Source organism: Nocardioides sp. InS609-2 (assembly GCF_023208195.1).
In the GTDB taxonomy this organism is placed as follows: domain Bacteria; phylum Actinomycetota; class Actinomycetes; order Propionibacteriales; family Nocardioidaceae; genus Nocardioides.
Map to the genome: position 1 here is coordinate 4188713 of NZ_CP060034.1, position 25499 is coordinate 4214211.

The 25499-nt window shown below is 70.3% G+C and carries 23 protein-coding genes; 16 read left to right on the forward strand and 7 right to left on the reverse strand.

Going from position 1 to position 25499, the window contains the following annotated elements; translation table 11 throughout:
- Positions 1-364: 364 nt before the first annotated feature.
- Positions 365-970, forward strand: a complete 606-nt coding sequence (locus tag H4Q84_RS21485) for a hypothetical protein (RefSeq protein ID WP_248581099.1) — start codon at positions 365-367, stop codon at positions 968-970.
- On the opposite strand, the gene H4Q84_RS21490 is transcribed toward H4Q84_RS21485, so the two are convergent.
- Positions 971-1732, reverse strand: a complete 762-nt coding sequence (locus tag H4Q84_RS21490) for a 3-oxoacyl-ACP reductase family protein (RefSeq protein ID WP_248581100.1) — start codon at positions 1730-1732, stop codon at positions 971-973. It abuts the gene before it with no gap.
- Between the two features lie 261 nt (positions 1733-1993).
- On the opposite strand from H4Q84_RS21490, the gene H4Q84_RS21495 reads away from it, so the two are divergent.
- From H4Q84_RS21495 to holA, 6 genes are all read left to right on the forward strand, one after another.
- Positions 1994-2377 (forward strand): DUF4870 domain-containing protein, encoded by a 384-nt coding sequence (locus tag H4Q84_RS21495; protein WP_248581101.1) that lies wholly within the window; start codon positions 1994-1996, stop codon positions 2375-2377.
- A 180-nt stretch (positions 2378-2557) separates the two neighbouring features.
- Positions 2558-5026: a leucine--tRNA ligase gene (leuS, locus tag H4Q84_RS21500; RefSeq protein WP_248581102.1), complete on the forward strand. Its 2469-nt coding sequence runs from the start codon at positions 2558-2560 to the stop codon at positions 5024-5026.
- Between the two features lie 28 nt (positions 5027-5054).
- Complete coding sequence (locus tag H4Q84_RS21505) at positions 5055-5918, forward strand: DegV family protein (protein WP_248581103.1); 864 nt, start codon at positions 5055-5057, stop codon at positions 5916-5918.
- 234 nt (positions 5919-6152) lie between these two features.
- Positions 6153-7037 (forward strand): ComEA family DNA-binding protein, encoded by an 885-nt coding sequence (locus H4Q84_RS21510; RefSeq protein ID WP_248581104.1) that lies wholly within the window; start codon positions 6153-6155, stop codon positions 7035-7037.
- Between the two features lie 3 nt (positions 7038-7040).
- Positions 7041-9326 carry a DNA internalization-related competence protein ComEC/Rec2 gene (locus tag H4Q84_RS21515; RefSeq protein ID WP_248581105.1) on the forward strand — a complete coding sequence of 762 codons (2286 nt, stop codon included), beginning with the start codon at positions 7041-7043 and terminating at the stop codon, positions 9324-9326.
- An 88-nt stretch (positions 9327-9414) separates the two neighbouring features.
- Positions 9415-10356: a DNA polymerase III subunit delta gene (holA, locus tag H4Q84_RS21520; protein WP_248581106.1), complete on the forward strand. Its 942-nt coding sequence runs from the start codon at positions 9415-9417 to the stop codon at positions 10354-10356.
- Between the two features lie 47 nt (positions 10357-10403).
- On the opposite strand, the gene rpsT is transcribed toward holA, so the two are convergent.
- The 3 genes from rpsT to H4Q84_RS21535 all read right to left on the reverse strand — a co-directional run bounded on the left by rpsT (position 10404) and on the right by H4Q84_RS21535 (position 13339).
- Positions 10404-10664, reverse strand: coding sequence for a 30S ribosomal protein S20 (rpsT, locus tag H4Q84_RS21525; protein ID WP_248581107.1), 261 nt, complete (start codon positions 10662-10664; stop codon positions 10404-10406).
- 404 nt (positions 10665-11068) lie between these two features.
- Entirely contained in the window at positions 11069-12271 is a 1203-nt protein-coding gene (locus H4Q84_RS21530) for a hypothetical protein (protein WP_248581108.1), read from the reverse strand.
- Between the two features lie 144 nt (positions 12272-12415).
- Positions 12416-13339: a DMT family transporter gene (locus tag H4Q84_RS21535; protein ID WP_248581109.1), complete on the reverse strand. Its 924-nt coding sequence runs from the start codon at positions 13337-13339 to the stop codon at positions 12416-12418.
- A gap of 59 nt (positions 13340-13398) precedes the next feature.
- Here H4Q84_RS21535 and lepA point away from each other — a divergent pair, with 59 nt between their 5' ends.
- From lepA to H4Q84_RS23285, 4 genes are read left to right on the forward strand one after another with little or no spacing between them, the layout of a single operon-like run.
- Entirely contained in the window at positions 13399-15309 is a 1911-nt protein-coding gene (gene lepA / locus H4Q84_RS21540; RefSeq protein ID WP_248581110.1) for a translation elongation factor 4, read from the forward strand.
- A gap of 39 nt (positions 15310-15348) precedes the next feature.
- A complete protein-coding gene (locus H4Q84_RS21545) occupies positions 15349-15744 on the forward strand; it encodes a DUF1801 domain-containing protein (RefSeq protein ID WP_248581111.1) in 396 nt (131 codons plus the stop codon).
- Positions 15741-16304: an alpha/beta hydrolase gene (locus H4Q84_RS23280; protein WP_282580290.1), complete on the forward strand. Its 564-nt coding sequence runs from the start codon at positions 15741-15743 to the stop codon at positions 16302-16304. The genes H4Q84_RS21545 and H4Q84_RS23280 overlap by 4 nt, the downstream gene beginning before the upstream one ends.
- Positions 16229-16624 carry an alpha/beta hydrolase fold domain-containing protein gene (locus tag H4Q84_RS23285; protein WP_282580291.1) on the forward strand — a complete coding sequence of 132 codons (396 nt, stop codon included), beginning with the start codon at positions 16229-16231 and terminating at the stop codon, positions 16622-16624. Before H4Q84_RS23280 ends, H4Q84_RS23285 begins: the two co-directional genes overlap by 76 nt.
- Here H4Q84_RS23285 and H4Q84_RS21555 read toward each other — a convergent pair.
- On the reverse strand, positions 16609-17178 hold the full coding sequence (locus H4Q84_RS21555; protein WP_248581112.1) for a TIGR03086 family metal-binding protein: 570 nt from the start codon (positions 17176-17178) through the stop codon (positions 16609-16611). The two genes, H4Q84_RS23285 and H4Q84_RS21555, sit on opposite strands and share 16 nt — an antisense overlap.
- A 51-nt stretch (positions 17179-17229) precedes the next feature.
- Between H4Q84_RS21555 and H4Q84_RS21560 the strand changes: the two genes are divergently transcribed.
- From H4Q84_RS21560 to H4Q84_RS21575, 4 genes are all read left to right on the forward strand, one after another.
- Positions 17230-18066, forward strand: a complete 837-nt coding sequence (locus tag H4Q84_RS21560) for an AraC family transcriptional regulator (RefSeq protein WP_248581113.1) — start codon at positions 17230-17232, stop codon at positions 18064-18066.
- Positions 18067-18093: 27 nt separating this feature from the next.
- A complete protein-coding gene (locus H4Q84_RS21565; RefSeq protein ID WP_248581114.1) occupies positions 18094-19323 on the forward strand; it encodes a sugar phosphate nucleotidyltransferase in 1230 nt (409 codons plus the stop codon).
- The gene (locus H4Q84_RS21570) at positions 19320-20246 is read left to right on the forward strand and encodes an aminoglycoside phosphotransferase family protein (protein WP_248581115.1); all 927 of its coding nucleotides are present in this window, start codon (positions 19320-19322) and stop codon (positions 20244-20246) included. The genes H4Q84_RS21565 and H4Q84_RS21570 overlap by 4 nt, the downstream gene beginning before the upstream one ends.
- A 158-nt stretch (positions 20247-20404) precedes the next feature.
- A complete protein-coding gene (locus H4Q84_RS21575) occupies positions 20405-22225 on the forward strand; it encodes an AMP-dependent synthetase/ligase (RefSeq protein WP_248581116.1) in 1821 nt (606 codons plus the stop codon).
- 142 nt (positions 22226-22367) lie between these two features.
- On the opposite strand, the gene H4Q84_RS21580 is transcribed toward H4Q84_RS21575, so the two are convergent.
- Positions 22368-23285, reverse strand: coding sequence for an endonuclease domain-containing protein (locus tag H4Q84_RS21580; RefSeq protein ID WP_248581117.1), 918 nt, complete (start codon positions 23283-23285; stop codon positions 22368-22370).
- Between the two features lie 118 nt (positions 23286-23403).
- Between H4Q84_RS21580 and hemW the strand changes: the two genes are divergently transcribed.
- On the forward strand, positions 23404-24621 hold the full coding sequence (gene hemW / locus H4Q84_RS21585; RefSeq protein WP_248581118.1) for a radical SAM family heme chaperone HemW: 1218 nt from the start codon (positions 23404-23406) through the stop codon (positions 24619-24621).
- Between the two features lie 3 nt (positions 24622-24624).
- Here the strand turns inward: hemW and H4Q84_RS21590 are convergent, their stop codons facing one another.
- Complete coding sequence (locus tag H4Q84_RS21590; RefSeq protein WP_248581119.1) at positions 24625-25476, reverse strand: DUF3097 domain-containing protein; 852 nt, start codon at positions 25474-25476, stop codon at positions 24625-24627.
- Positions 25477-25499: the final 23 nt, after the last annotated feature.

Sequence of the window (25499 nt, forward strand, 5' to 3'; positions counted from 1 at the left end):
CAGCTCGACAGTCACTCACGCACCTCAGGGGAACAGGCTATGTCGCGTCTCCGACGCGCGGACCGGAATCATCTAGATATATCCCAAAGGACAGTCTCGCCTAGCGTGACGCGGCGCTCGTCAAACTTCGTGGGGACTCGTGCGTCTGTCCAGCACCGTCACCGTACTCGCGGTGACGGTGACCTCTGATCCCCGTGGTGGCCGAGGCCGACAAGCTCGGCCTCTACCTGACCTGGCGGATCTGAGTGCCTTCTCGGCGTGCGGTGACCCCGCGTTCTTCTCGAGCTTGTCGGCGATCAGCGTGACCAGTCCGCGAGCTTCATTCAGTACCCCGCAGGGGTATGAGGCGTGAGAGGTTGGTCGCATGTCGAATCGTCGTCTCGCCGTCGCGCTGGTGGCTGTGCTCGTCGGCCTCCTGCCAGCCGGCCCAGCCGCGGCCGGAGTGGTGACCGTCCGGTCGTTCTCCTTCGCCGACGCTGTCCCGGACGTGAAGTTCGGCGTCGCCGACGCCGACGGCCTCCGGCGGACCGAGGTCGAGCTGAAGCGCACCGTGGTGTCGCACCTGCTCGTCCGCCGCGACCACAAGCTCCGCGTTCGGGTGCAGATCAAGCGGGTCCAGCCGACCGATGCCACCTACCGGCAGGGGCTGGTCGTCGAGGCGTGGCGGGCGCCGAAGGGCAATCCTCCGCGTCTGATCGCCTACGCCGTCGTGTTCGAGCGCAGCGGCGGCGTGACGGCCGTCCGGCCCGACGGTGCGACCACGCGCTGCCCGCGCGCACGTCGTACGCGCAATGTCGCGAGAAGCTCCCTCGATGTGACCATGCCGGCCGCCTGCCTGCGGCTGCGCGGCCGGGTGAAGCTGGTCGCGGTGACCTACCTCGACTCGTACGGCGCCGCCGGCTGGGGCCGCGCGGCGGAGGACAGGTCGGTGCTGTCGAAGGCCCTGCTGTACCCGCGCAGGCTGCGCTGATCAGCTGATCGTCATGCCACCGTCGACCGGGAGTGTCTGACCGGTGATGTAGCCGGCAGCGGCCGAGGCGAGGAACACCACGGTCGCGGCCAACTCGGCCGGGTCGCCCTGGCGCCGCGCCGGCACCCGCTTCATCGCGAGGTCGAGGTAGCCGTCGGGGTAGGTGTCGGTCATCTCGGACTCGAAGAAGCCCGGCGCGATCGAGTTGACGCGGATGCCCTTGCGCTCGGTCCACTGTGAGGCGAGGTCGCGGGTGAGACCGTTGAGCCCGGCCTTGGAGGCGGAGTACGCCGCCTGCGGGAGGCCGCCGGTAGTGATACCTAGCACCGAGGAGATGTTGATGATCGACGAGCCGGGCTGCATGATGCGGCCGCACGCCTGGGCCATCCAGTAGCAACCGTTGAGGTTGACGTCGATGACGCGGCGGAACTCGTCGGGCTGCTCGCGGGTGGCGGGCACCGCGGTGCCGATGCCGGCGTTGTTGACCAGCACGTCCACCCGGCCGAACTCCGCCATGGCCGCATCGACGAGCGACTGGCAGTCATCGACGGACGCGACGTCGGTGGCGACGGTGAGCACCCGGCGACCGGCGGCCCGCACCAGCTCGGCGGTCTGCTCGAGCCGGTCGACGCGGCGGGCGCCGAGCACCACGTGGGCGCCGGCCTCAGCCAGGCCCTTCGCGAAGGCCACGCCCAGGCCGCTGGAGGCGCCGGTGACGATGGCGACCTTGTCGTCGAGACGGAACATGTCAGGGACGGTCATCTGATCTCCTCGGGTGGTCCCACATCGGGTGGTGATGGTCGAAGGGCTCCAGGACGGTGCCGCCGAAGCGCGCCTCGGCTGCCCAGCAGATCGACGTCGCAGCACTCGCAGTTGGGACGCAGTTGCAGCACGCCCAGCACTCTAGGTGCTGACGACGGGGCAGATGTCGGCCAGGGACTGACCGACACATCCCCTGACCACACCCTGACTCCACCCCGAGAACCCTTGGGCCGCGTCGTACGCCGTGGTTGAGTTGTCGTCATGAGTGAGAACCCGTACGCCACCGCACCCGCTTCCGTCTCACCCGGCGAGGAGCGGACCCTCGGCGCCGTCGCGCACGCCGTGCCCCTCGTCGCGATGGTGGTCAGCGCCGGCCTGCTGGGCTTCGTCGGCTCGCTGGTGATTTACCTGCTCTACAAGGACCGCGGCCCGTTCGTCCGGGCGCACGCGGCCAACTCGCTGAACGTGCAGATCATCACCGGCATCGTGCTGCTGATCTCGATCCCGCTGATGTTCGTGCTGATCGGCTTCGTGACGTACGGCGTCGCGCTGGTCGTCGCGTTCGTGCTGCACCTGCTGGGCGCCCTCAAGGCGCACCGCGGGGAGTGGTGGAACCCGCCGATGACGCCGCGGTTCGTGCGGTAACCGGGAAGGCAGTCGGGGAGCAGGCGCGGTAGCATGAGTTCATGACGCAGCGCCTGCTCCTTACCTAGCCGCATCGACAAGCACACATCGATGCGGCTGCCCCTCGTCTCCGAGGGGCTTTTTTGTGCCCTGACCGCCCCAGAGAATCAACGCCGCAGCGCAGCACACGAAGGACATGAGATGAGCGAGCGAGACGAGCACCAGTCGTACGACGTGGCGGAGGTCGAGGCCCGCTGGCAGCCCGTCTGGGAAGAGCTGCAGCCCTTCGCCGCCGACGACGCGAGCCCGCGTGAGAAGCGCTATGCGCTGACGATGTTCCCGTACCCGAGCGGTGACCTGCACATGGGTCACGCCGAGGTCACCGCCCTGCACGACGTGATCGCTCGCTACTGGTGGCAGCGCGGCTACGAGGTGCTGAACCCGATGGGCTGGGACTCCTTCGGACTGCCCGCCGAGAACGCCGCGATCCGGGGCGGCGAGCACCCCGCGACGTACACATATGCCAACATCGAGACGCAGTTCGAGTCGTTCAAGAAGTACGCCGTGTCGTTCGACTGGTCGCGCCGGCTGCACACCTCCGACCCGGAGTACTACCGCTGGACTCAGTGGCTGTTCCTGAAGCTGCGCGAGCGCGGGCTGGCCTACCGCAAGAACAGCCCGGTCAACTGGTGCCCCAACGACCAGACGGTGCTGGCCAACGAGCAGGTCGTCGACGGCATGTGCGAGCGCTGCGGTGCCGAGGTGACCAAGCGCGAGCTGACGCAGTGGTACTTCCGAACCACGGAGTACGCCCAGGAGCTGCTGGACGGCCTGGACGACCTGCAGCCCACCTGGTCCGACAAGGTCATCAACGCGCAGCGCAACTGGATCGGCCGTTCCGAGGGCGCCCACGTCGACTTCGTCGTGGCAGGCCGCGACGAACCGGTCACGGTCTACACCACGCGTCCCGACACACTGTTCGGCGCGACCTTCATGGTCGTGGCAGCCGACGCCGCGCTGGCTGGTGAGCTGGTCACCGACGAGCAGCGTCCCGCGCTGGACGACTACCTGGTCGAGGTCCGCAAGGAGACCGAGATGAACCGGTTGTCGACCGACCGGCCCAAGACCGGTGTCTTCCTGGGCGTGCACGCGACCAACCCGCTGACCGGCACGGCCATCCCCGTGTACGCCGCCGACTACGTGCTGGCCGACTACGGCACCGGCGCCATCATGGCCGTCCCCGGCCAGGACCAGCGCGACTGGGAGTTCGCGAAGGCCTTCGACCTGCCGGTCATCCGGACGGTCGAGCCGCCGGCCGACTGGGAGGGCGACGCGTTCACCGGCGACGGCCCGGCGATCAACTCCGCCAACGACGAGATCGACCTGTCCGGCCTGGGGGTCACCGAGGCGAAGTCCACGACGATCGCCTTCCTGGAGCGTCAGGGGCTGGGTCGCGGCACCGTCAACTTCCGGCTGCGTGACTGGCTGCTGTCGCGCCAGCGCTACTGGGGTGCGCCGATCCCGATCATCCACTGCCCGGTCGACGGGGAGGTGCCGGTGCCCGAGGACCAGCTGCCCGTCGAGCTGCCCGAGCTGCGCGGTGCCGACCTGAAGCCCAAGGGGACCTCCCCGCTGGGAGCGGCCACCGAGTGGGTCAACGTGACCTGCCCGGTGTGTGGTGGGCCGGCCCTGCGCGACACCGACACGATGGACACGTTCGTCGACTCCTCGTGGTACTTCCTGCGCTACCTGTCTCCCCACGACAACACCCAGGCGTTCGACTCCGCGCTGGCCGAGATGTGGGGCCCGTGCGACCTGTACATCGGCGGCGACGAGCATGCCGTCATGCACCTGCTGTACGCGCGGTTCTTCACCAAGGCCCTGCGCGACATGGGTCTGATCTCCTGGGGTGAGCCGTTCTCGGCGTACCTGAGCCAGGGCAAGGTCATCAACAACGGCCGCAAGATGAGCAAGTCGCTGGGCAACGGCGTCAGTCTGGGGGACCAACTGGCGGAGTTCGGCGTGGACGCGGTGCGGCTGACCCTGGTCTTCGCGAGCCCGCCCGAGGACAACATCGACTGGGCCGACATGTCGCCGGCCGGTTCGCTGCGCTTCCTGCAGCGTGCCTGGCGGCTGTCCGGTGACGTCGCCTCTGCTGCTGGTACGTCGCCCGACGGCGGCGACGTCACACTGCGCAAGGTCACCCACAAGACCGTGCACGAGGGCGGGGAGCTGGTCGAGGGCCACCGCTTCAACGTGATGGTGGCCCGGGTGATGGAGCTGGTCAACGCCACCCGCAAGGCCATCGACTCCGGCTGCGGACCTGCCGACCCCGCCGTGCGCGAGGCCGTCGAGACGGTCGCGATCATGCTGTCGCTGGTGGCGCCGTACACCGCGGAGGAGATGTGGTCGCGGCTGGGCCACGAGCCCACCGTCGCGCGCGCCGGCTGGCCGGTCGTCGACGAGGCGCTGTTGGTCGAGGAATCCGTGACCGCCGTCGTACAGGTGCGTGGCAAGGTGCGCGCCCGCCTGGAGGTCTCGCCCGACATCAGTGAGGCCGACCTGGAGGCGGCTGCCATGGCCGACCCAGCGGTGGTGCGGGCGATCGACGGCGCCGAGGTGCGCAAGGTCATCGTGCGGGCGCCCAAGCTGGTCAACATCGTCGTCTAGCAAGACGCTCGGCGACTAGGGTGCGGCCATGCCAACGCGCACCCTGGTCGTCACCGACTCGACGGCCAGCCTGACCCCCGACATCGCTGCTGCCCACGGCATCGTGGTGGTGCCGTTGCAGGTCGTGATCGGCGCCAAGGTGTACGACGAGGGAGCGGGCGGCGCGACTCCCGAGCTGGTCGCCGAGGCACTGAAGGCGTTCGTGCCGGTGTCGACGTCGCGACCGGCGCCCGCGGTGCTGCTCGACGTCTACGAGAAGGGGGCGGCCGACGGGTTCTCGGCGGTCGTCTCGGTGCACCTGTCGGGCGAGATGAGTGGCACGTTCGAGTCGGCGCAGCTGGCCGCCCGGCAGGCGTCGATCCCGGTGCACGCGGTCGACAGCAGGCAGGTGGGGGTGGCGACCGGATTCGCTGCGATCTCGGCTGCCGACGTACTCGCAGGCGGGGGGAGTGCCGAGCTCGCTGCGGAAACTGCGCGCGAGCGGGCGGCGCTGTCGTCGTCGTTCTTCTACGTGGACACGCTGGAGTACCTCCGACGGGGTGGCCGCATCGGCGCCGCGGCGGCGCTGCTCGGAGGAGCGCTCTCGGTCAAACCGTTGCTGAAGATCGAGGACGGCAAGGTCGCCAACCTCGAGCGGGTCCGCACCGCGACCCGCGCGCTGGCCCGGCTGGAGGACCTCGTGGTCGAGGCTGCGGGGGACCAGCAGGTCGACATCTCGGTGGCCCACCTGGCCAGCGCCGACCGGGCCGGCCAGCTCGCCGCCAGGCTGACCGAACGGCTGGCCGAGCAGCTCGGCGGACGCGAGGTCTGGTGCGGCGAGCTGGGCGCCGTCCTGGGCGCGCACGTCGGCCCGGGCATGGTCGCGGCGTGTGTGGCGCCCCGGCTGGAGTGAGGCTGAACCGTGCGCGCGAGCCAGCGATCCTCGGAGGTCGAGTAGCGAGCGCCAGCGAGCGTATCGAGACCCGTATCGCGACCCTGCTCTGAAGCGGGTCTCGATACGCCCGCTTGTTCCTCGCGGGCTGCTCGACCACCGAGTTGGCGGGGAACGTGCGCTCCCTGGCGGGGTTATCCACAGGCGGCCGGTTCGGGGTCGCGGGCTGGGGGCGGATGTTCCTAGGGTCGAGGCATGCGCAGTCGACGCCCGAGCCCCGAGCACCAGGAAGCCGTGACCCGGCGGCTGGCGCTGCTGTCCGCCGAGCTGGCGACGGTGCGGCCCGGGGCTGACGGCGAGCCGGAGCATGCGCACACGCGCATCCGGGATGTGCCCGACTCCGTCGATTCCTTCGATAGCGAGCCGCTGGTGCCGATCGTGCCGGTGCCGGGGCGACATGCCCGCCCAGGGTTGCGCGCCACGCTCGCCGACCTGGTGCCCGAGACGCTGCGCGGGCGGGTGTCGATCGGTCAGGGCGCCGTCACGGTGGTGGCGCTGGTGCTGTGTGCCGCCCTCGCCCTGACCTGCTGGTGGCTGGTCCGGTCCGACCCGGAGGAGGTCGCGGCGCCCCAGGTGGCCGCGCCGCTGATCGACGTGCCTTCATCCGAGCCGCTCGTCGAGTCGCCCGCCGTGGCCGTGTCTGGCGAGGCGTCGACCGAGGTCACCGTCGACGTGGCCGGCAAGGTGCGCCGCCCCGGCATCGCCGTGCTCCCTGCCGGGTCGCGGGTCATCGACGCGCTCAAGGCGGCCGGTGGTGCTCGACGCGGCATCGACCTGACGTCGCTCAACCTGGCACGCCCACTCGTCGACGGGGAGCAGGTGCTGGTGGGTGTCGCCGTGGTGCCTGGCACCGCTGCGGCCACCGAGCCCGGCGTCACCGACCCGGGCGCGCTCGTCAACATCAACACCGCCGACCAGGCCACGCTCGAGACGCTGCCCGGCGTCGGCCCGGTGACCGCCGAGTCGATCATCGGCTGGCGCTCCGAGCACGGAGGATTCACCGCGGTCGACGAACTGCTCGAGGTCGACGGCATCGGCGACGCGACCCTCGAGCAGCTCGCCCCGCACGTGACGATCTGACCAGTGGCGTTCGTCGGGCGGGCGCGGGTGCCCGATCTGCGGATGCCGGCACTCGGCCTCGCGGCCTGGGCCGGTGGGCTCGTCGGCGTGCTGCGGCCGGGCTGGCTGCCGGAGGTGGCGGCGCTGCTCGTCGTGGTGGCCGGGCTCGTCGCCTGGCGTCGGCCCAGCGGTCTGCGCACGTGGCTCGTGTTGGCGTTCGTGGTGCTGGCCGTGGCAGGGGTGGCCACGCTCCGCGGTGAACGGGTCGGCGGGGGACCGGTCGCCGCCCTCGCCGACGAGGGCGCGGTGGTCACGGCCACGGTCCGGGTGACGTCCGACCCGCGCACGAGCGAGGGCCGCTTCGCGTCGTACGTCGTGGTGCGCGGGCGGGTGACCGAGGTGACCGGCCGGGGTCGCACCTGGCGCGTCGACAGCCCGACGGTCGTCATCGGCGACGCCGAGTGGACCGACGTGACGCTCGGGTCCACGGTGCGGGCGTCCGGCCGGCTCGGGCCCGCAGACGGCGACGCGGCCGCCGTACTCTCCGCGCGCGGAACGCCGGAGACGATCGGGCGTCCCGACGTGTGGTGGCGAGGGGCTGCGGCGGTGCGGGCGTCCATGCGGGCCGCCGTCGAGCCTCGATCCGCGGAGGCGCAGGCGCTGGTGCCGGCCCTGGTCGTGGGTGACGACACTCGCGTGGATGATGCGTTGGCTTCCGACTTCCGCACCACCGGGCTCACCCACCTGCTCGCGGTGAGCGGCACCAACCTGACCCTGTTGGTCGGGTTTCTCGTGCTGTTCGCGCGTTGGCTGGGCGTGCGCGGGCGCTGGATCAGGGTGGTCGCGGCGCTGGGCATCGTCGGGTTCGTGCTGCTCGCCCGCACCGAGCCGAGCGTGCTGAGGGCTGCGGTGATGGGTGCGGTCGGCCTGATGGCGATGGGGTCCAACGGGCGCGAGCAGGGGTCGCGGGCGCTCGGTGTCGCGGTCGTCCTGCTCCTGTTGATCGACCCGTGGCTGGCGACCACTGCGGGGTTCACGCTATCGGTGCTCGCCACCGCCGGCATCCTGTTCCTCGCGCCGGGGTGGCGCGATGCCATGTCGCGCTGGCTGCCCGGGTGGCTGGCGGCCGCGATCGCCATCCCGGCAGCCGCGCAGGTCGCCTGCACTCCGGTCGTTGCTGCGTTGTCGGGGCAGGTCAGCCTGGTGGCGGTGCTGGCCAACCTGCTGGCCGCGCCGGCGATCGCGCCGGCCACCGTGCTCGGCCTTGCCGGCGGTCTATTCGGTCTGATCTGGCTGCCGATCGGCCAGGTCGTTGCCGCCCCGGCCGCTTGGTGCGTCGGGTGGATCGTGGTGGTGGCCCGCCGGGGTGCCGCTCTGCCGACCGCCGCCCTCGACTGGAGCGCCGGACCGTGGTCACTCGCGCTGCTGACTGTGCTGACGGTCGCCGTGGTGGCGCTCGCGCCCCGGCTGTTGCGCTCGCCGGTGACGGGCGTCGGCTGTTGTGTCCTGCTCGTGGTGACCGTGCTGACCCGGCCACCCACGCCAGGCTGGCCGCCCGACGGCTGGGTCGTGGCCGCCTGCGACGTGGGGCAGGGCGACGCGCTGCTGCTGCGCGCCGGCCCCCGCTCGGCGGTCGTGGTCGACGCCGGGCCCGATGCCGCCGCGGTCGATGGTTGCCTGCGGCGGATGGACATCAAGGCGGTGCCGCTCGTGGTGATCACCCACTTCCATGCCGACCATGTCGACGGTCTGGCCGGGGTGCTGCGCGGCCGATCGGTGGGGGAGGTGGTCGTGACCTCGCTGGCCGATCCACCCCAGGCAGTCGATGCAGTACGCCGGCTGGCGGAGGGCCGCGGCATCGAACCCGCCGTGACCTCGTACGGCCGGGGGTGGCGGGTCGGCGACGTACGCCTCCAGGAGGTCTGGCCGGTGCCGGGCCTGCCCGACAACGGACCCAACGACGCCAGCGTGGTGCTCGTGGCTGAGGTCGGGGGAGTGCGCATCCTGCTCACCGGCGACGTCGAGCCAGACGCCCAGAGCCGGCTGGCCCGCACGCTTGCCGGGCTGCACGTCGACGTGCTGAAGGTGCCGCATCACGGCAGCCGCTACCAGGACCTGCCGTTCCTCACGAGCCTGGGCGCGCGGGTGGCGCTGGTGTCGGTGGGCGAGGACAACGACTACGGCCATCCGGCGGCGGGCACGCTGGCCGCGCTGTCGGCCGCCGGCGCCCGCGTGCTGCGCACCGACGTCGACGGAGACCTCGTCGTGACGGTGCGCGACGGGCAGCTCGGCACCCTCACGGGCGACTGAGAAGACTGTCGGAAGCATGTGGCAGGCTTGCGTCACGATGGCAGGTCACGGTCCCAGCGCAGCCCAGGTCCTCGGTCGAGTCACCCTCGTGACGGGCAAGGAGGAGTACCTCAGCGCCCGCACGGTGTCTTCTGTCCGGCACGCGATCCGCGCCTACGACGCCGAGGCCGAGATCGCCGAGTCGCCCGGCGGTGACCTGACCCTGGCCGCGCTCGACGACATGTCGTCGCCGTCGCTGTTCTCGTCGACGCGCTGCGTCATCGTGACGTCTCTCGAGGACGCCTCCGACGAGGTCGCCGATGGCCTGGTGGAGTACGCCGCGGCGCCGGCCGACGAGGTCGCGCTGGTGCTGGTGCACTCCGGAGGCGCCAAGGGCAGCGGGGTGCTGACCCGGCTGCGCAAGCTCGAGGCCGTGACCGAGGTGAAGTCGGCCGAGGTGAAGTACGCCCGCGACTTCGTCTCCTTCGTGAGCGCCGAGTTCGCGGTCGTGGGCGCCCGGTCGACCCCGGAGGCCGCCGATTTCCTGGTGCTGGCCGTCGGCCAGGACCTGCGCTCGCTCTCGGCAGCGGTCAACCAGCTGAGCAACGACTTCCCCGACCAGCAGATCGGGATCGACGAGGTGAAGCGCTACTTCGGCGGCCGGGCCGAGGCCAAGTCGTTCGCCGTCGCCGACCATGCGTTCGGTGGCCGGCCCGCGCCAGCACTGGAAGAGCTGCGCTGGGCGCTCGAGGGCGGCACCGCGACGGTGCTGGTGACCTCCGCGTTCGCTGCCGGCGCCCGCGGCATCGCCCGCTACCTCGGGGCGGCCCGCGGCCTACGCGAGGCCGACCTGGCCCGCGAGCTGGGCGTGCCGCCGTGGAAGGTCAAGACGATCCGCGATCAGTCACGCGGCTGGACCGACGAGGGCATCGGCGCCGCCGTGCAGGCAGTGGCCCGGGCCGACGCCGATATCAAGGGCGCGGCCCACGACGCGGCGTACACGCTCGAGCGGCTGGTGCTCACCGTCTCCGGGCTGCGCAGCTCCCGCTGAAATGACAAACGCCGCCCGGAGGCGGCGTTCGTGCAGGTGAAGGAGCCTCAGAGAGAAGCGGACTTCTTCGCGATCGACGACTTGCGGTTGGCCGCCTGGTTGCGGTGGATGACGCCCTTGGACGCAGCCTTGTCGAGCTTCTTGGAAGCCTCGCGGCCCGCGGTCACGGCGGCGTCCTTGTCGCCGGACTCGGCGAGCTCGCGGAACTTGCGCACGGCCGACTTGAGCCCGGTCTTCACGGACTTGTTGCGCTCGTGAGCCGCCTCGTTCTGGCGGTTGCGCTTGATCTGGGACTTGATGTTCGCCACTGATGAGCCTTCGCTGGAGGTGTCTGGTCAGGAAAGTTTGAGCTGTCGGGCAGCCTGGAACACCGGATGGGCTGGCGCCTGACATGCGAGGACACACGTTACCAGCGGGCCGTCAGGCCGCCCAAATCGCGTTCGGGCGGCACCGCGCGCCGATCTCGCCCAGTGTGCCGGGACGTCATCCGAATCGAGGAAGCGGGTCCACGGTTCGGATGACGTCCCGGCGAGTCCCCGGAGCTCAGACTCCGAGTCGTCGGGCGGCAGCGGTGAACGCGCGGCGGGACTCGGTGAGCCGGAAGGCTCGGCCGCCTCGACCACCGGCGACCCGAGCGTCTCGTCGACCCAGACGCGCACGCGCTCGGGCACAGCGGCGTACGGCGCCCGGACGCCGACCGCGCGCGGAACGTTCACGTCCAGCCACGGCGAGCGGCCAGCCACGCCCAGCACGCCTCGCCGTACCAGCGCTGGTGGTTGCGCAGGTGCGGCGACGTCGGCGGCACGGGCTCGTCGGCGGAGGCGAGGAAGTAGCCGGCGGCAAGTGCGAGCACGGCGTCGATGTGGTCGGTGGGCACGTCTCGGGTCAGTCGTCGCGACGCCAGCACCTCCTCGACATCGAGGCCGTCGCCGCGCGCGCCCATCAGCAGGAAGACGGTGTCGAGCCAGTCGGCGCCGACGACCGGCCAGTTCCAGTCGCAGAGCAGCACCGCACCGTCGGGCCGGACCAGCAGGTTGTCGTCGCGGACGTCGGTGTGGCTGAGCGTCTCTCCGGCCACCGCCGTGGCGTACGACGCGGCGAGAGCTTCCGCCTCGTCGAGATGCGGCAGGTCGGGACTGGCTAGCCGGATCCGCTCCCACCGACCGGGCCAGGACGCGAACTCGTCGACCGCGGTCTCGTCGGTGAGTGACTCGGGTGGCGGGGTGAGCAAGTCGGCGCAGGTCTCGAGGGCGTCGAGGGTGGCGTCGAGCTGGTCGCGCCGCCAGGGCCGGTGTGGCGCCCGCGCGTCGACGTACTCGAGTCCGAGGACCACCCAGTCGGAGTCGTGGCTCCAGAGCAGGGCCGGCGCCGGCACCCCGTCGGGCAGCGCCGAACGCACCAGCGCCTCGCGTCGGTAGGACTCCGCGAACATCCGCTGGGCCTTGCCCGAAGCGGCCTTCACGAAGTGCTTCGAGCCGTCCTCGCACGTCAGGACCGATGCGAAGCCGGGTGTGAAGCCGCCGCCCTGGGAGTCGGCCTCGACCACCGGGGACTCGCAACGACGTTCGATGAGGTCGCGGACGTTGGGTGGCAGGAAGCGCCACTCCAGTCGCCGGGCCGTCCGGCCGTGCGGGATCGCTGCGGTCATGCGCGCATCCTTCCCGACCGAGGGACGCCGCCGGAACTCGGTCACTCCTGGGGACGCCTCACGCTGGGACGCCTCGGGCTGTCCCGTCTGGGCAAGCGCCTCGGCGAGGGCGGCGCGCGCGAACGGGCTCAGCATGGCTCCCGGCATCAGTCCGCGCAGCGCCTGGACCATCTCGTCGTACTGACCACGCGCGGCCAGCGAGCCGACCGCGAGGTCGGGGCTCAGATCGGCCCGGAAGTTCTCCGCGGACCGGATGACGTCTCGCAAGGCCTCCAGGGTGCTGGGCTCCGGGTGCGCAACTTATGCGGCAATGAGGTCGCCGTAGGTCGGCATCTCGCCCCCTCCTGAAGCCGCTCCAGTTCCTCGGGGGTGAGGTCGTTGAGGTAGTCACGTCCCCGCCCGTCGCCGAGTTCAGACGGCGGAGGGCTCGGCCACTGTTCTGCGTCGACTGTGCGTCGCGGCCCCCACGCCGACCATGGTGATCACCAGGCCGACCACCTGCCGGGGCCCGAGCGTCTCGCCGAGCACCAGCCAGGCGAGTACGGCGGTCACCGGCGGGGCCAGGAAGAACAGGCTGGCCGCGGCTCCCGAGCCGCCCCGCAGGACGAGCAGCGCCAGCAGGACGAGGCCGAGGATCGAGTTGATGATCGCCAGGTAGAGCACCGACACGACGGCCTTGCCGGGGTCAAGCACCGGCCAGAAGCCTTCGGTCACCCACCCGATGAACAGCAGCGGGGGCGCAGAGACGGCGAACTGGATCGTGGCCGACCACAACAGGTCAGGGCTGCCGCCGATCCACCGCTGGCCGAGGGTGCCCAGGCTCAGGGTCAGCACGCTGAGCGCGCCGAGAGCCACCGCCAGAGGTCCCCCTACGTGGCCGAGGTCGGCGCCGAGCACCACGAGCACTCCGACCACGCCGGTCACGAAGCCGGCGACCTGCACCCACGACAACCGTTCGTGCAGGACGAGGGCGGCCAAGATCGCGGTCAGCACGGGGCTGAGCGCGTGGAACATGGAGCTGACGGTCGCGCCCAGGCCGAGGTCGAACGCGACGTACATCATTCCGAACTGAAGGGCGTTCATCACGAGCCCGACGCCTGCGACCCGCCCGAGCGTCTGCCGGCTCATTCGGAACGGCCGCCCCAGGGTGAGCGCCAGGAGAGCGCCGATCACCGCCGCGAGCACGAAGCGCCAGCCAAGCACGTTGAACGGCGCGGCCGCGTGGACTGCCGCAGGCCCGGCGATGTAGCCCGACGACCACACGACCACGAACGCTGCGGCAGGCACCCATGGCAGGTGCTGCGGCGGGGGAGATGACGTTGCTGGCGTGGACATCGCCAGGCACGTTACCGGCGAGGTCAGCGTTTCCCCGCAGCCATGGTGCCCGTGGAACAATGACCGCTCCCGCACAACCCTCACGGAAGTACGACGTGCCCAAGACCCCTGCTCCGCTGCCCGGCCACACCGATCCCGCGATCATCAGGAACTTCTGCATCATCGCGCACATCGACCACGGCAAGTCCACGCTTGCCGACCGCATGCTGCAGCTCACGGGTGTCGTCGACGAGCGTGCCGCCCGCGCCCAGTACCTCGACCGGATGGACATCGAGCGCGAGCGCGGCATCACGATCAAGAGCCAGGCAGTGCGGATGCCGTGGACCGTGCCCGTCGGCAACGACGAGGGCGCCGAGCCCGGCACCTACGTCCTGAACATGATCGACACCCCTGGCCACGTCGACTTCACCTACGAGGTCTCGCGCTCGCTCGAGGCTTGCGAAGCGGCCGTGCTGCTCGTCGACGCCGCGCAGGGCATCGAGGCCCAGACGCTGGCCAACCTCTACCTCGCGCTGGGCGCCGACCTCCACATTATCCCGGTGCTCAACAAGATCGACCTGCCCAACGCGCAGCCCGAGAAGTACGCCGCGGAGCTTGCCGGCATCATCGGCTGCGACCCCTCCGACGTACTCCGCACCTCGGCCAAGACCGGGCTGGGTGTCGAGGCGCTGCTCAACGAGATCGTCATGCAGACCCCGGCGCCGGTCGGCAACGCCGACGCCCCGCCGCGCGCGTTGATCTTCGACTCGGTCTACGACACCTACCGCGGCGTGGTCACCTACGTCCGCGTCGTCGACGGCAAGCTCAGCCACCGCGACCGCATCAAGATGATGTCCAACGGCGTCGTGCACGAGATGCTCGAGGTCGGTGTGATCAGCCCCGAGCCGATGAAGTCCAGCGACCTCGGCGTCGGCGAGGTGGGCTACCTCATCACCGGTGTGAAGGACGTCCGCCAGTCCCGCGTCGGTGACACCGTCACCAGCCAGCACCACGGCGCCACCGAGGCGCTGGGTGGCTACAAGCACCCCAACCCGATGGTCTTCGCCGGGCTCTACCCGATCGACGGCGACGACTACCCGACGCTGCGTGACGCGCTCGAGCGGCTCCAGCTCAACGACGCCGCGCTGGCCTACGAGCCCGAGACGTCCGGCGCGCTGGGCTTCGGCTTCCGCTGCGGCTTCCTCGGCCTGCTGCACATGGAGATCGTGCGCGAACGGCTCGAGCGGGAGTTCAACCTCGACCTGATCTCGACCGCGCCCAACGTGATCTACCAGGTGGCGATGGAGGACGGCACCGTCCTCGAGTGCACCAACCCCAGCGAGTACCCCGACGGTGGCAAGATCGCCGAGGTCCGGGAGCCCGTCGTACGCGCCACGATCCTGTCGCCGTCCGACTACATCGGCACGATCATGGAGCTCTGCCAGACCAAGCGCGGCAACCTCCAGGGCATGGACTACCTGTCCGAGGACCGTGTCGAGATGCGCTACATGCTGCCGATGGGCGAGATCGTCTTCGACTTCTTCGACCAGCTGAAGTCGCGCACCAAGGGTTATGCCTCGCTCGACTACGAACGCCAGGGCGACCAGGCGGCCGACCTGGTGAAGGTCGACATCCTGCTCCAGGGCGAGCCGGTCGACGCATTCTCCGCGATCGTGCACAGGGACGCGGCGTACTCCTACGGCGTGATGCTGGCCGGCAAGCTCAAGGAGCTCATCCCGCGCCAGCAGTTCGAGGTGCCGATCCAGGCCGCCATCGGCGCCCGGGTCATCGCCCGCGAGAACATCCGCGCGATCCGCAAGGACGTCCTCGCCAAGTGCTACGGCGGCGACATCACCCGCAAGCGCAAGCTGCTCGAGAAGCAGAAGGAGGGCAAGAAGCGGATGAAGATGGTGGGCCGCGTCGAGGTCCCCCAGGAAGCCTTCATCGCCGCGCTGTCGACGACTGCGGGTTCCGAGAAGCCCAAGAAGTAGTCAGCGAGACGCCACCCGGGCAGTGACATCATGAGGTCCATGTCAGAGGTCCGTGACCCCCGTGTCGACGACTACATCGCCGGTCTGCCGCCGTGGCAGCAGGGCCTGTGCGAGCAGCTGCGCACCATCGTGCACGCGGCCGACCCCGAGATCACCGAGACGATCAAGCGCAGCGTGCAGCCCTACTTCGTGCTCGACGGCAACGTCTGCGCCCTGCTCGCAGCCAAGGACCACGTCAACCTCTTCGTGTACGACGGCGGCGTCGTGCCCGACCCCGACGGACTCATCACGGCCGGCCACGACAACACCACCGCCCGCACGATCGGCTTCCGCGAGGACGACCCGGTCGACGAGGTCGCGCTGACCGCGTTCCTGCGCCGGCTGGTCGCCGACAACCGCGCAGGTGGCTGGCGCAAGCTCAAGAAGCAGGGATGAGGCTCTCCGACCGGCTCCGGGTGGAGTTGATACGGGCGAGCGCACGCTTCAGCGTGGACTACGGCCGGCCGTTGAGGTTCGCGGGCTCCGACCTGGCGGCGCCCACCCGGGTCTCCGTGCCGACGCGCCACGGCAAGGTGGGGGTCTTCGTCTACCGCCCGTTGCCTGCCGAGGCAGCTCCGCTGCCGGTGCACGTGCACTTCCACGGTGGCGCGTTCCTGATGCGCCACCCCGCGATGGACGACTGGTGGTGCCGCTACGTCGCGGCCACCGCCGGGGTGGCCGTGGCCAACGTCGATTTCGAGGTGGCCCCGCGGGCGGCGTACCCAGTGGCGCAGCACCAGGCCCACGACGCCGCAGCCTGGCTGGTCGGTCATGGCGACTCGCTCGGGCTCGACGGCAGCCGACTCTCCGTCGGCGGGTTCAGCTCCGTGGAGGACTGGCCGCCTCGGTCTGCCTCCAGGCCCGCGATGCCGGCAGCTTCGTGCCGACCCTGCAGGTGCTCGGCGTGCCCGCCCTCGACCTCTCGGCCGAGCCACGCGACGGCGACCCGGGCATGATCTCGCCCGACCTGCGCCGTCTGGTCCGCCGCGCCTACCTGCCCGACCCGGCGTCGCGGCGCGAGGCCTACGCCTCTCCGCTGCTCGCCGACGACCTCTCCGGCCTGCCACCGGCCGTCGTTCTCACCGGCGAACGCGACATCCTGCGTACCGAGGGCGATGCGTATGCCGCCCGGTTGTGCGACGCCGGCATCCGGGTCGTCCACCAGGTCACCCCGGGGGTCGACCACTACTTCCTGACCGAGGACCCCGCGCGGGCCCGCACCACGATGGCGATGGTGGCTGAGGAGATCAGCACGGCTGGTCAGCGAGTCGGCTGAGCGGCCCGCCACTGCGGGTCGCGACCCAGCCGGGCCAGCAGCCGGTCCTGGGCGGACGCGTCGTCGGGAAGTGCGACCTCGGGTGCGCACACGCCCTCGGAGTGCAGGGCGTCGCCCCAGCCGTCGGCCGTCCTGTTCAGCCGCTCGACCTCCTCGTCGGCGATGCTCCACTCCTGGCCGGTCGCGCGGGCGATGTCCCAGCTGTGGATCATCAGGTCCCAGCCGTAGAAGTCGGCCATCGTGTCGGCCACCGTCGTCGGCCCGAAGTAGCCGTCGTACGCCGTCTCGGCGACGCCGTCGCGGCCCAGCACGTCGACCATGGCGGCGGTGTGCGCCCGCCATGCCTGCGCGAGATCGGTCGTGTCGGGAGCCGGCGCGAGGTCGAGTCCGCGCTTGTCGAAGAAGTCGCGCTCGGTCTCCACCGCGTGGTCGATGACGTCGCGCACCGACCAGTCGTCGCACGGGGTGGGGGCGTCCCACTGCCCGTCGGCGGCGTCGATGATCTCGCCGAAGCGTTGGGCGCGGTCGTGGAATCGCTGGGCTGTGGGGTTCATGGCCCCAACCTAGGAGCCCGGGTGTCGGTGGCTCTTGTGATAATCCGACACATGGGTGAGACCGGGCTGCCAAGACGTGTGGACCCGGTCGACCGCGCCCATCTGACCGGCGCCACGCGTCCGTCTCCGCCGATCTTCCGCTACGCCCCGACGCCGGCACTGGCGCCACTGGTCGAGCGGTTCTGGATCCCGGTCTGGTCGGTCGACGCGCCGCAGACGCAGAGCACCCTGCAGCACCCCGCCTGCCTGATCGTGGTCAGCAACACCTATGCCCGCTTCTACGGCGTGGTCCGCGGGCTGTCGTCGGTGACGCTCGAGGACGACGGCTGGGCGGTCGGCACGATGCTCACGCCCGCCGCCGGACGGCTGCTGCTCGGGCGGTCGGTGGCCACCGTCACAGACACGTCGTTCGACGTGGGCGAGGTGGCTGCGCTCGACGCGCCGCGGCTGGTCGGCCGGATCCGGGCTGCCATGACTCGCGACCCCACCGACCCGTTGGCCCATGCGGCCGCGACGGCCGAGGTCGAGCGCCAGCTTGCTCCGTTGCTGCCCGTCGACGAGCAGGGCGAGCTCATCAACCGGCTGGTGGCCTGGCTGGTCGAGCATCCCGAGGTCATCCGCGTCGACGAGCTGGCCGACGAGTTCGCGATGACCGAGCGCAGCCTCCAGCGGCTGGTCGAGCAGCGGGTCGGCATGACCCCGAAGTGGCTGATCCAGCGCCGCCGCCTGCACGACGCGGTCGAGCGGCTCAAGGCAGGGGAGACCTCGCTCGCCGACATCGCCGTCGAGCTCGGCTACGCCGACCAGGCCCACTTCACCCACGATTTCCGCACCGTCAGCGGACTGACCCCCGGTGAGTTCCTGGCCGACCAGCCGATCCGGCCATGACCTAGGCTCGCGCTTCGGAGGTGGCAGATGCCCGCACGACAGGTGCTCGGACTGATCCAGGCTGGTGGCGCCGGTTCCCGCATGGACGTGCTCACGCGCGAGCGAGCCAAGCCGGCCCTGCCGTACGCCGGCACGCACCGCCTCATCGACTTCGCCATCTCGAGCATGGTGCACTCCCAGATCTGCGACGTGTGGGTCAGCGTGGAGTACCAGGTCGCCTCGATCGACGAGTACCTCGCCGGCGGCCGTCCGTGGGACCTCGACGCCACCCGCGGCGGGTTCCGCCGGATCGTGCCGCAGACCGGCAGCGGGCCGGCAACCGAGGACGAGTTCGCGCACGGCAACGGCGACCTGCTGCTGCGGATGGCGCGTGACCTCGAAACCTGGGGCGCCCCCACCATCGTGGTGAGCAGCGCCGACCACGTCTTCGCCATGGACCTTGCGCCGGTGGTCGAGCGCCACCTCGCGTCGGGAGCCATGGCCACGCTGGTCACCAGTGAGGTGACCCGCCGCGAGGCCTCCTCCAACGTCACCGTCACGACAGGTCGCGGCCGTCGGGTGACGGGGCTGGAGGTCAAGCCGTCGAAGCCCTCGACCGGCACGGTGGCGACGGAGGTCTTCGTCTACCAGACCGAGCCGCTGCTTGAGACCCTGCGTGAGCTGCGCGCGGAGCTGTCCGGCGATGCCGAAGGCTCCGACAGCGGCATCGGCGACTTCGGCGAGCACCTGCTGCCCCGGCTGCTCGAGAAGGGCAAGGTGCTGGCCGACCCGATGACCGGCTACTGGCGCGATGTCGGTCGTCCGGGTGCCTACCTCCAGTGTCACCGCGACCTCCTGGCCGGCAAGGTCGGCGTCTTCGACGACCCCGACCGGCCCGTGATCTCGCACTGGAACGACCGGGAGGCCGCCCGCGTCAGGGCCGGCGCGGTGGTCGAGGACAGCCTCATCTCACCGGGCGCCGACGTCGCCGGCACCGTGATCCGTAGCGTCCTCGGACCTGGAGTGGTGGTCGAGGCCGGTGCCGTCGTGACAGACGCGGTTCTCTTCGCCGACGTGCGCGTCGAGCGCGATGCCGCAGTGACGACCAGCGTGCTGGACGACAAGGTCGTGGTCGCACGACGCGCTCGGGTCGGGGCGTCCTCGAGCCACCGGGCGGCCCGTGACGACGACGTCGCACTCATCGGCAAGGAGTCGGTCATTGGCCTGGGCACCTCCCTGGCTGCGGGCGCGCGCGTCGAGCCAGGTTCGACGGTGTGACCGAGCGCCTCGTCGTACCCGCCCGGCTCGAGGCCCAACGCGGCCTGGGCGAGGAGTGGGGCACGTGGCTCGACGCCCTGCCGCGGCTGTTCGCCGACGTGGTGGACGAGTGGGAGCTCATCGTCGACGGCGCCGTGATGCACGGCTTCTGCTCGGTGGTGGTGCCGGTGCGCACCCGGTCGGGTGGGCCTGCCGCGCTCAAGATGAGCAACGACTTCGACGACGAGTCGGAGTTCGAGCACCTCGCCCTCCAACGGTGGGGCGGCGACGGCACCGTGCGGCTGCTTCGCGCCGACCCGGCTCGCCGGGCGATGCTGCTCGAACGCCTCCATCCCGAGGACCTCACCGACCTCTGGGACGTCGAGGCCTGCGAGGTCGTGGCCGGGCTCTACCGCCGCATCCACGTGCCGGCCATGCCGCAGCTGCGCACCGTCACGTCGTACGTCGCGAGCTGGACCGCAGCCCTGGCCGAGATGCCACGCAACGCGCCGATCCCGCGCCGCCTCGTCGAGCAGGCCCTGTCACTGGCGCGCGACCTGGTGGCCGACGAGGCCAGCACCGGCACGCTCGTGCACGGCGACCTGCACTACGAGAACGTGCTCGCTGCCGACCGCGAGCCGTGGCTGGTGATCGACCCGAAGCCGATGAGCGGCGACCCGCACTACGAACCCGCCCCGATGCTGTGGAACCGCTTCGACGAGCTGGCGGGCGACATCCGCGGGGGCGTACGCCGCCGTTTCCATGCCCTGGTCGACGGCGCCGGCCTCGACGAGGACCGCGCCCGCGACTGGGTCGTCGTGCGGATGGTGATCAACGCGCACTGGTCGGTCGAGGACGCCCAGCGCGCCGGCCGCGACCTCAGCGTCGACGAGCGCGAGTGGATCACCCGCTGCATCGCGATCGCCAAGGCCGTGCAGGAGTAGGTCGCGGTTGAACTCCCGCGAGGGTCGCCCCGCGAGCCAGGGCGCGTGCGCGGTGAGTCCGGCTGCCCAACTCGCTCTGGACATTTGCTACCGGTGAGTTCGGCAGTGATCTAGGTTACTCCGCAAGGAGTTCGCCAACCCCGAGTCGCAGGAGTCACATGCCCATCAAGACCGACACGAGCTTCGTGGAGAACCTACTGCCGAGCGTGGCCGTTCAGTTCTGGGACCGGGTCCAGAAGTCGCCCGACCGCGAGGCATTCCGCTTCCCCAGGGGGGAGGCCTGGGAGTCGGTCACCTGGCGCCAGGCCGGAGACCGAGTGCGCAGCCTGGCCGCGGGCCTGCTGAGCCTGGGCCTGGAGTCCGAGCAGCGAGTGGGAATTGCCTCGGGCACCCGCTACGAGTGGATCCTCGCCGACCTCGCCGTCATGTGCGCCGGTGGCGCGACGACCACGGTCTACCCGACGAGCAACTCCGACGACACTGGCTACATCCTCGCTGACTCGGAGTGCCGCGTGGTGTTCGCCGAGGACGACGAGCAGATCGCCAAGCTCAAGGAGCACAAGAACGAGCTGCCCCACCTCGGCAAGGTGATCACCTTCGAAGGCACCACCGACGGTGACTGGGTCATCGGTCTCGACGACCTGGCCGGTCTCGGCGATGCCTACCTGGCCGAGCACCCCGACGCCATCGAGGAGACGGCCAAGTCGATCTCGCCCGACCAGCTCGCCACCCTGATCTACACCTCCGGCACGACCGGTCGCCCCAAGGGCGTACGCCTGCGGCACCGCTCCTGGGTCTACCAGGGCGAAGCCATCAACGCCCAGGGCATCCTCACCGAGGACGACCTGGAGTTCCGCTGGCTACCGATGGCGCACTCCTTCGGCAAGGTCTTGATGTCGACCCAGATGGCGTGCGGTTTCGCGGCAGCCATCGACGGCCGCGTCGACAAGATCGTCGAGAACCTCGGCATCGTGAAGCCGACGTTCATGGGCGCCGCTCCGCGCATCTTCGAGAAGGCGCACGGTCGCATCGTCACCATGCAGGCCGCCGAGGGTGGGGCCAAGGAGAAGCTCTTCAAGAAGGCCTTCGAGGTCGGGCTCAAGGTCGACCAGCTCAAACGCGAGGGCAAGTCGGTGCCGCTGTCGCTCAAGGTCCAGCACGGCGTCTTCGACAAGCTGGTCTTCAGCAAGGTCCGCGACCGCTTCGGCGGCCGGGTCCGGTTCTTCATCTCCGGCGCCGCGGCACTCAACCGCGACATCGCCGAGTGGTTCCACGCGGCGGGCATCACGATCCTCGAGGGCTACGGCCTGACCGAGTCGTCGGCGGGCTCGTTCGTCAATCTCCCGGACGACTACCGCTTCGGCACCGTGGGACCGGTCGTTCCCGGCACCGAGGTCAAGCTCGGCGACGGCGACGAGATCATGATCAAGGGTCCCGGCGTCATGGACGGCTACCACAACAACCCACAGGAGACCGCGAAGTCGCTCACGGCCGACGGTTGGCTGCACACCGGGGACAAGGGCTCGCTCGACGCCGACGGCTACCTCACGATCACCGGCCGCATCAAGGAGCTCTTCAAGACCTCCGGAGGCAAGTACGTCGCGCCGCCGGCGATCGAGGCGAAGTTCAAGGCTGTCTGTCCCTACGCCAGCCAGTTCGTGGTCTTCGGCGACGAGCGCAACTACTGCGTGGCGCTCGTGACGCTCGACCCCGACGCGATGGCGGTCTGGGCGAAGGAGAACGGCATGGACGGCGCGTCGTACACGGAGATCGTCAGGTCCGATGCCGTGGAGGCGATGGTCAGCGGCTACGTCGACCAGATGAACGCGCAGCTCAACCGCTGGGAGACCATCAAGAAGTGGCGCCTGCTCGACCACGACCTCAGCATCGAGTCGGGCGAGATGACTCCCTCGATGAAGGTCAAGCGCAACGTCGTACAGGTGAACCACCAGGAGCTCATCGACGCGATGTACGCGTGATCTGCTCAGCCTGACCCGGGGCAGCGCACAGCACGCGCACAGGTCCGGACCGTCGAATGGGTGTTGGTGGGAGACCACCGGCACCCATTCAACGTCCCCGTCTGTCCGAGTCGTCCGCCTGACGCCGGGCCATGACCCGGCGTCAGGCGGACGACTCGACTCCAATGCGGCGCAGATCGTGCGCGACCTGGCCCGGGTTGTCGCGGAGCTCCGAGGCGGTGCACCTGACGAGTACGACGCCGGCCGCGACGAGTCCGCGTTCGCGTTCGATGTCGTCGGTCCACTGCTCCACCTCCATGTGGAATGCGCCGTCGACCTCGAGGATCAAGACCCTGCCATTGGGCAGCCGCCACTCCGCGTCGGTGTAGCGAAGCCTCCCGCTCGAGTCGCGGCGCTTCGTCTGACGCCGAGGCAGAGGCAGTCCGTAAACCCGGCACATCCGGCTCACGTCCAGCTCAGCCACGGACTGCACTCCACCAGCCATCTCCGCGAGCAACCGGCGGAACGGCTTGGCGCGGCGAAGGGGGCGCATCCGACCGATCCAGCGTTCGAGATCGGCAGGTGTGGTCAGCCGTTGCTGGACCACCGCGTTGAGCAGCCCGTACGCCGTCCGCGTGACGGGCTCGTACGCTGCGAACAACAGGGCGGCTGGCTCGACCTGCCACACGGGGAGCGGATCGTGGGACGTGAAGCGCGAGATCGGTCGTCGGGTCTCCACGAATCGCACACCTGGGAGTGGGTCGAGGTTGTGCGACTTTGCCAGCAGGATCGTGATCTCGTCGCGAGGCCATCGTTCGAGGCCGTGGCACTCGAGAGCGCTCAGCTGACCGACCGCGCTGCCGTGGCCGGCGTGGAGCACGCCGGCCCACATGAGCTGTCGACGCGTGAGCGCGCCGGTCGTCGTACACAAGACCGTCGGCGTGATGGACTGCCATCGCTGCGCTACGAGCTGTGCCTCGGCGAAGTCCCAGGAATATCCCAGTCGGTTGAGCTGACGCCGCGCCACGACCCCGGCCTGGCGTCGTGCCAGGTCGTGCCATGTCAGCTTGTGTCGACCCACGCCACGAGGGTCGCTGAACCGTGGTGTCCCCTGCTGACGTTCTCCACAGGCCCGGGTCGTCCGCCTGACACCTGGCCTGGACCCGGTGTCAGGCGGACGACTGTGGTGAGATGAGCGGGTGGCCCCCGCACAGCCTTCGGGCGACCCTGCTCCTGCGGATGGGTCGCTGCCGGAGAGCGCGCTCGCCGGCTCGGGGGAGCGACCCTTCGGCATCTATGTCCACGTGCCGTTCTGCACGGTGCGGTGTGGCTACTGCGACTTCAACACCTACACCGCCGAGGAGCTCAGCGACACCCCCGGCGCCTCGCGTGCGACGTACGCCGAAGCGGTGATCCACGAGCTGCGGATGGCCCGCCGGGTGCTGGGTGACGACGACCGTCCGGTGTCCACGATCTTCCTGGGCGGCGGCACGCCGACGCTGCTCAAGACCTTCGACCTGGGCTCGATCCTGGCGTCGATCGCCAGCGAGTTCGGACTGGCCGACGACGTCGAGGTCACCACCGAGGCCAACCCCGACAGCGTCGCCCAGTGGGACCTCGACGAGCTGCGCGGGGCCGGCTTCAACCGCATCAGCTTCGGCATGCAGTCGGCGGTGCCGCGTGTGCTCAAGACGCTTGATCGCACCCACGACCCCCTGCGGGTGCCGGCGGCCGTCGAGTGGGCGCGCGCTGCCGGTTTCGACGAGATCAGCCTGGACCTGATCTACGGCACACCGGGGGAGTCGCTCGCCGACTGGGAGGAGTCGCTCGACTCCGCACTGGCGTGCGGTCCCGACCACATCTCGGCGTACTCGCTGATCGTCGAGGAGGGCACCGCGCTGGCGCGTCAGGTACGCCGCGGCGAGCTGCCGACGCCCGACGAGGACGACCTTGCCGACAAGTACCTCCTCGCTGACGACAAGCTCAGCGCCGGAGGAATGGAGTGGTACGAGGTCTCCAACTGGGCGCGCCGCCCCGAGAGCCGCTGCCGGCACAACCAGCTCTACTGGACCGGAGGCGACTGGTGGGGCGCCGGGCCCGGGGCACACTCCCACATCGGCGGCGTGCGGTGGTGGAACGTCAAGCACCCGACGGCGTACGCCGACCGGCTCGCCGCGGGTCTGAGCCCAGCCCATGCGCGAGAGGTGCTCGACGACGAGACCCGCCGGGTGGAGCGGGTGCTGCTGGAGATCCGGCTGCGCGACGGCCTGCCTGTGCTCGCGCTCGACCAGCACGGACGCGGCCAGGTCCGGCGGCTCGTCGACGAGGGCCTGCTCACGCTGCGCACCGAGCGGCTGGTCCTGACCCCGCGTGGCCGCCTGCTCGCTGACGGGGTGGTGCGCGACCTGCTGCCGTGAGCTCTACTCGGCCGTGACGAAGTCGATGAGCTCCTCGACCCTTCCGAGCAGCGCGGGATCGAGGTCGGCGAACGAGTCGACCTTCGACAAGATGTGCTGCCAGGCGCGGGCGATGTCGGTCTGGTCGCGGTGCGGCCAGCCGAGCAGCTGACAGGTGCCCTTCTTCCACTCGACGTTGCGCGGCACGTCGGGCCAGCGCGCGATGCCCAGCCGGTCGGGCTTGACCGCCTGCCACACGTCGATGAACGGGTGCCCGACGATCAGCACGTGCTTCCCGACGGGTGACTTGACGATGGCCTGGGCGATCCGGCTCTCTTTCGACCCGGGGACCAGGTGGTCGACCAGGACCCCGACCCGGCGCTCCGGACCGGGTTTGAAGTCGCGCAGGTGGTCGGCCAGGTCGTCGACGCCGCCGAGGTACTCCACGACCACGCCCTCGATGCGCAGGTCGTCGCCCCAGACCCGCTCGACCAGCTCGGCGTCGTGGCGTCCTTCGACGAAGATCCGGCTCTGCCGGGCCACCCGGGCCTTGGCTCCCTGGACGGCGACCGAGCCGGACGCCGTACGCGTGGGGGCGGCGGGGGCCGACTGCCGCAGGGGCGGGGTGAGGATCACCGGCTTGCCGTCGAGCAGGAAGCCCGGACCCAGCGGGAAGGTACGGCGCTTGCTGCGGCGGTCCTCGAGCGTGACGGTGTAGAGGTCCCGGTCGACGGCGATGATCTCGCCGCACCATTCGGTGGTGACCTCCTCGACGACGAGGCCGAGGTCGGCGGAGTGCTCCTGGGCGCGGCCGCGCTTCGGCTTCTTCCAATCGGTGGAGAGGACGTCGGAGCCGTAGCGATCAGGGGAGGTCACCCGCCAACGCTAGGTGGCCCGAC

Bases quoted from the DNA above. Each gene is read 5' to 3' on its own strand.
- H4Q84_RS21485 (WP_248581099.1), top strand. From the start codon at position 365: ATGTCGAATCGTCGTCTCGCCGTCGCGCTGGTGGCTGTGCTCGTCGGC.
- H4Q84_RS21490 (WP_248581100.1), bottom strand. From the start codon at position 1,732: ATGACCGTCCCTGACATGTTCCGTCTCGACGACAAGGTCGCCATCGTC.
- H4Q84_RS21495 (WP_248581101.1), top strand. From the start codon at position 1,994: ATGAGTGAGAACCCGTACGCCACCGCACCCGCTTCCGTCTCACCCGGC.
- leuS (WP_248581102.1), top strand. From the start codon at position 2,558: ATGAGCGAGCGAGACGAGCACCAGTCGTACGACGTGGCGGAGGTCGAG.
- H4Q84_RS21505 (WP_248581103.1), top strand. From the start codon at position 5,055: ATGCCAACGCGCACCCTGGTCGTCACCGACTCGACGGCCAGCCTGACC.
- H4Q84_RS21510 (WP_248581104.1), top strand. From the start codon at position 6,153: ATGCGCAGTCGACGCCCGAGCCCCGAGCACCAGGAAGCCGTGACCCGG.
- H4Q84_RS21535 (WP_248581109.1), bottom strand. From the start codon at position 13,339: ATGTCCACGCCAGCAACGTCATCTCCCCCGCCGCAGCACCTGCCATGG.
- lepA (WP_248581110.1), top strand. From the start codon at position 13,399: ATGACCGCTCCCGCACAACCCTCACGGAAGTACGACGTGCCCAAGACC.
- H4Q84_RS21545 (WP_248581111.1), top strand. From the start codon at position 15,349: ATGTCAGAGGTCCGTGACCCCCGTGTCGACGACTACATCGCCGGTCTG.
- H4Q84_RS23280 (WP_282580290.1), top strand. From the start codon at position 15,741: ATGAGGCTCTCCGACCGGCTCCGGGTGGAGTTGATACGGGCGAGCGCA.
- H4Q84_RS21555 (WP_248581112.1), bottom strand. From the start codon at position 17,178: ATGAACCCCACAGCCCAGCGATTCCACGACCGCGCCCAACGCTTCGGC.
- H4Q84_RS21560 (WP_248581113.1), top strand. From the start codon at position 17,230: ATGGGTGAGACCGGGCTGCCAAGACGTGTGGACCCGGTCGACCGCGCC.
- H4Q84_RS21565 (WP_248581114.1), top strand. From the start codon at position 18,094: ATGCCCGCACGACAGGTGCTCGGACTGATCCAGGCTGGTGGCGCCGGT.
- H4Q84_RS21575 (WP_248581116.1), top strand. From the start codon at position 20,405: ATGCCCATCAAGACCGACACGAGCTTCGTGGAGAACCTACTGCCGAGC.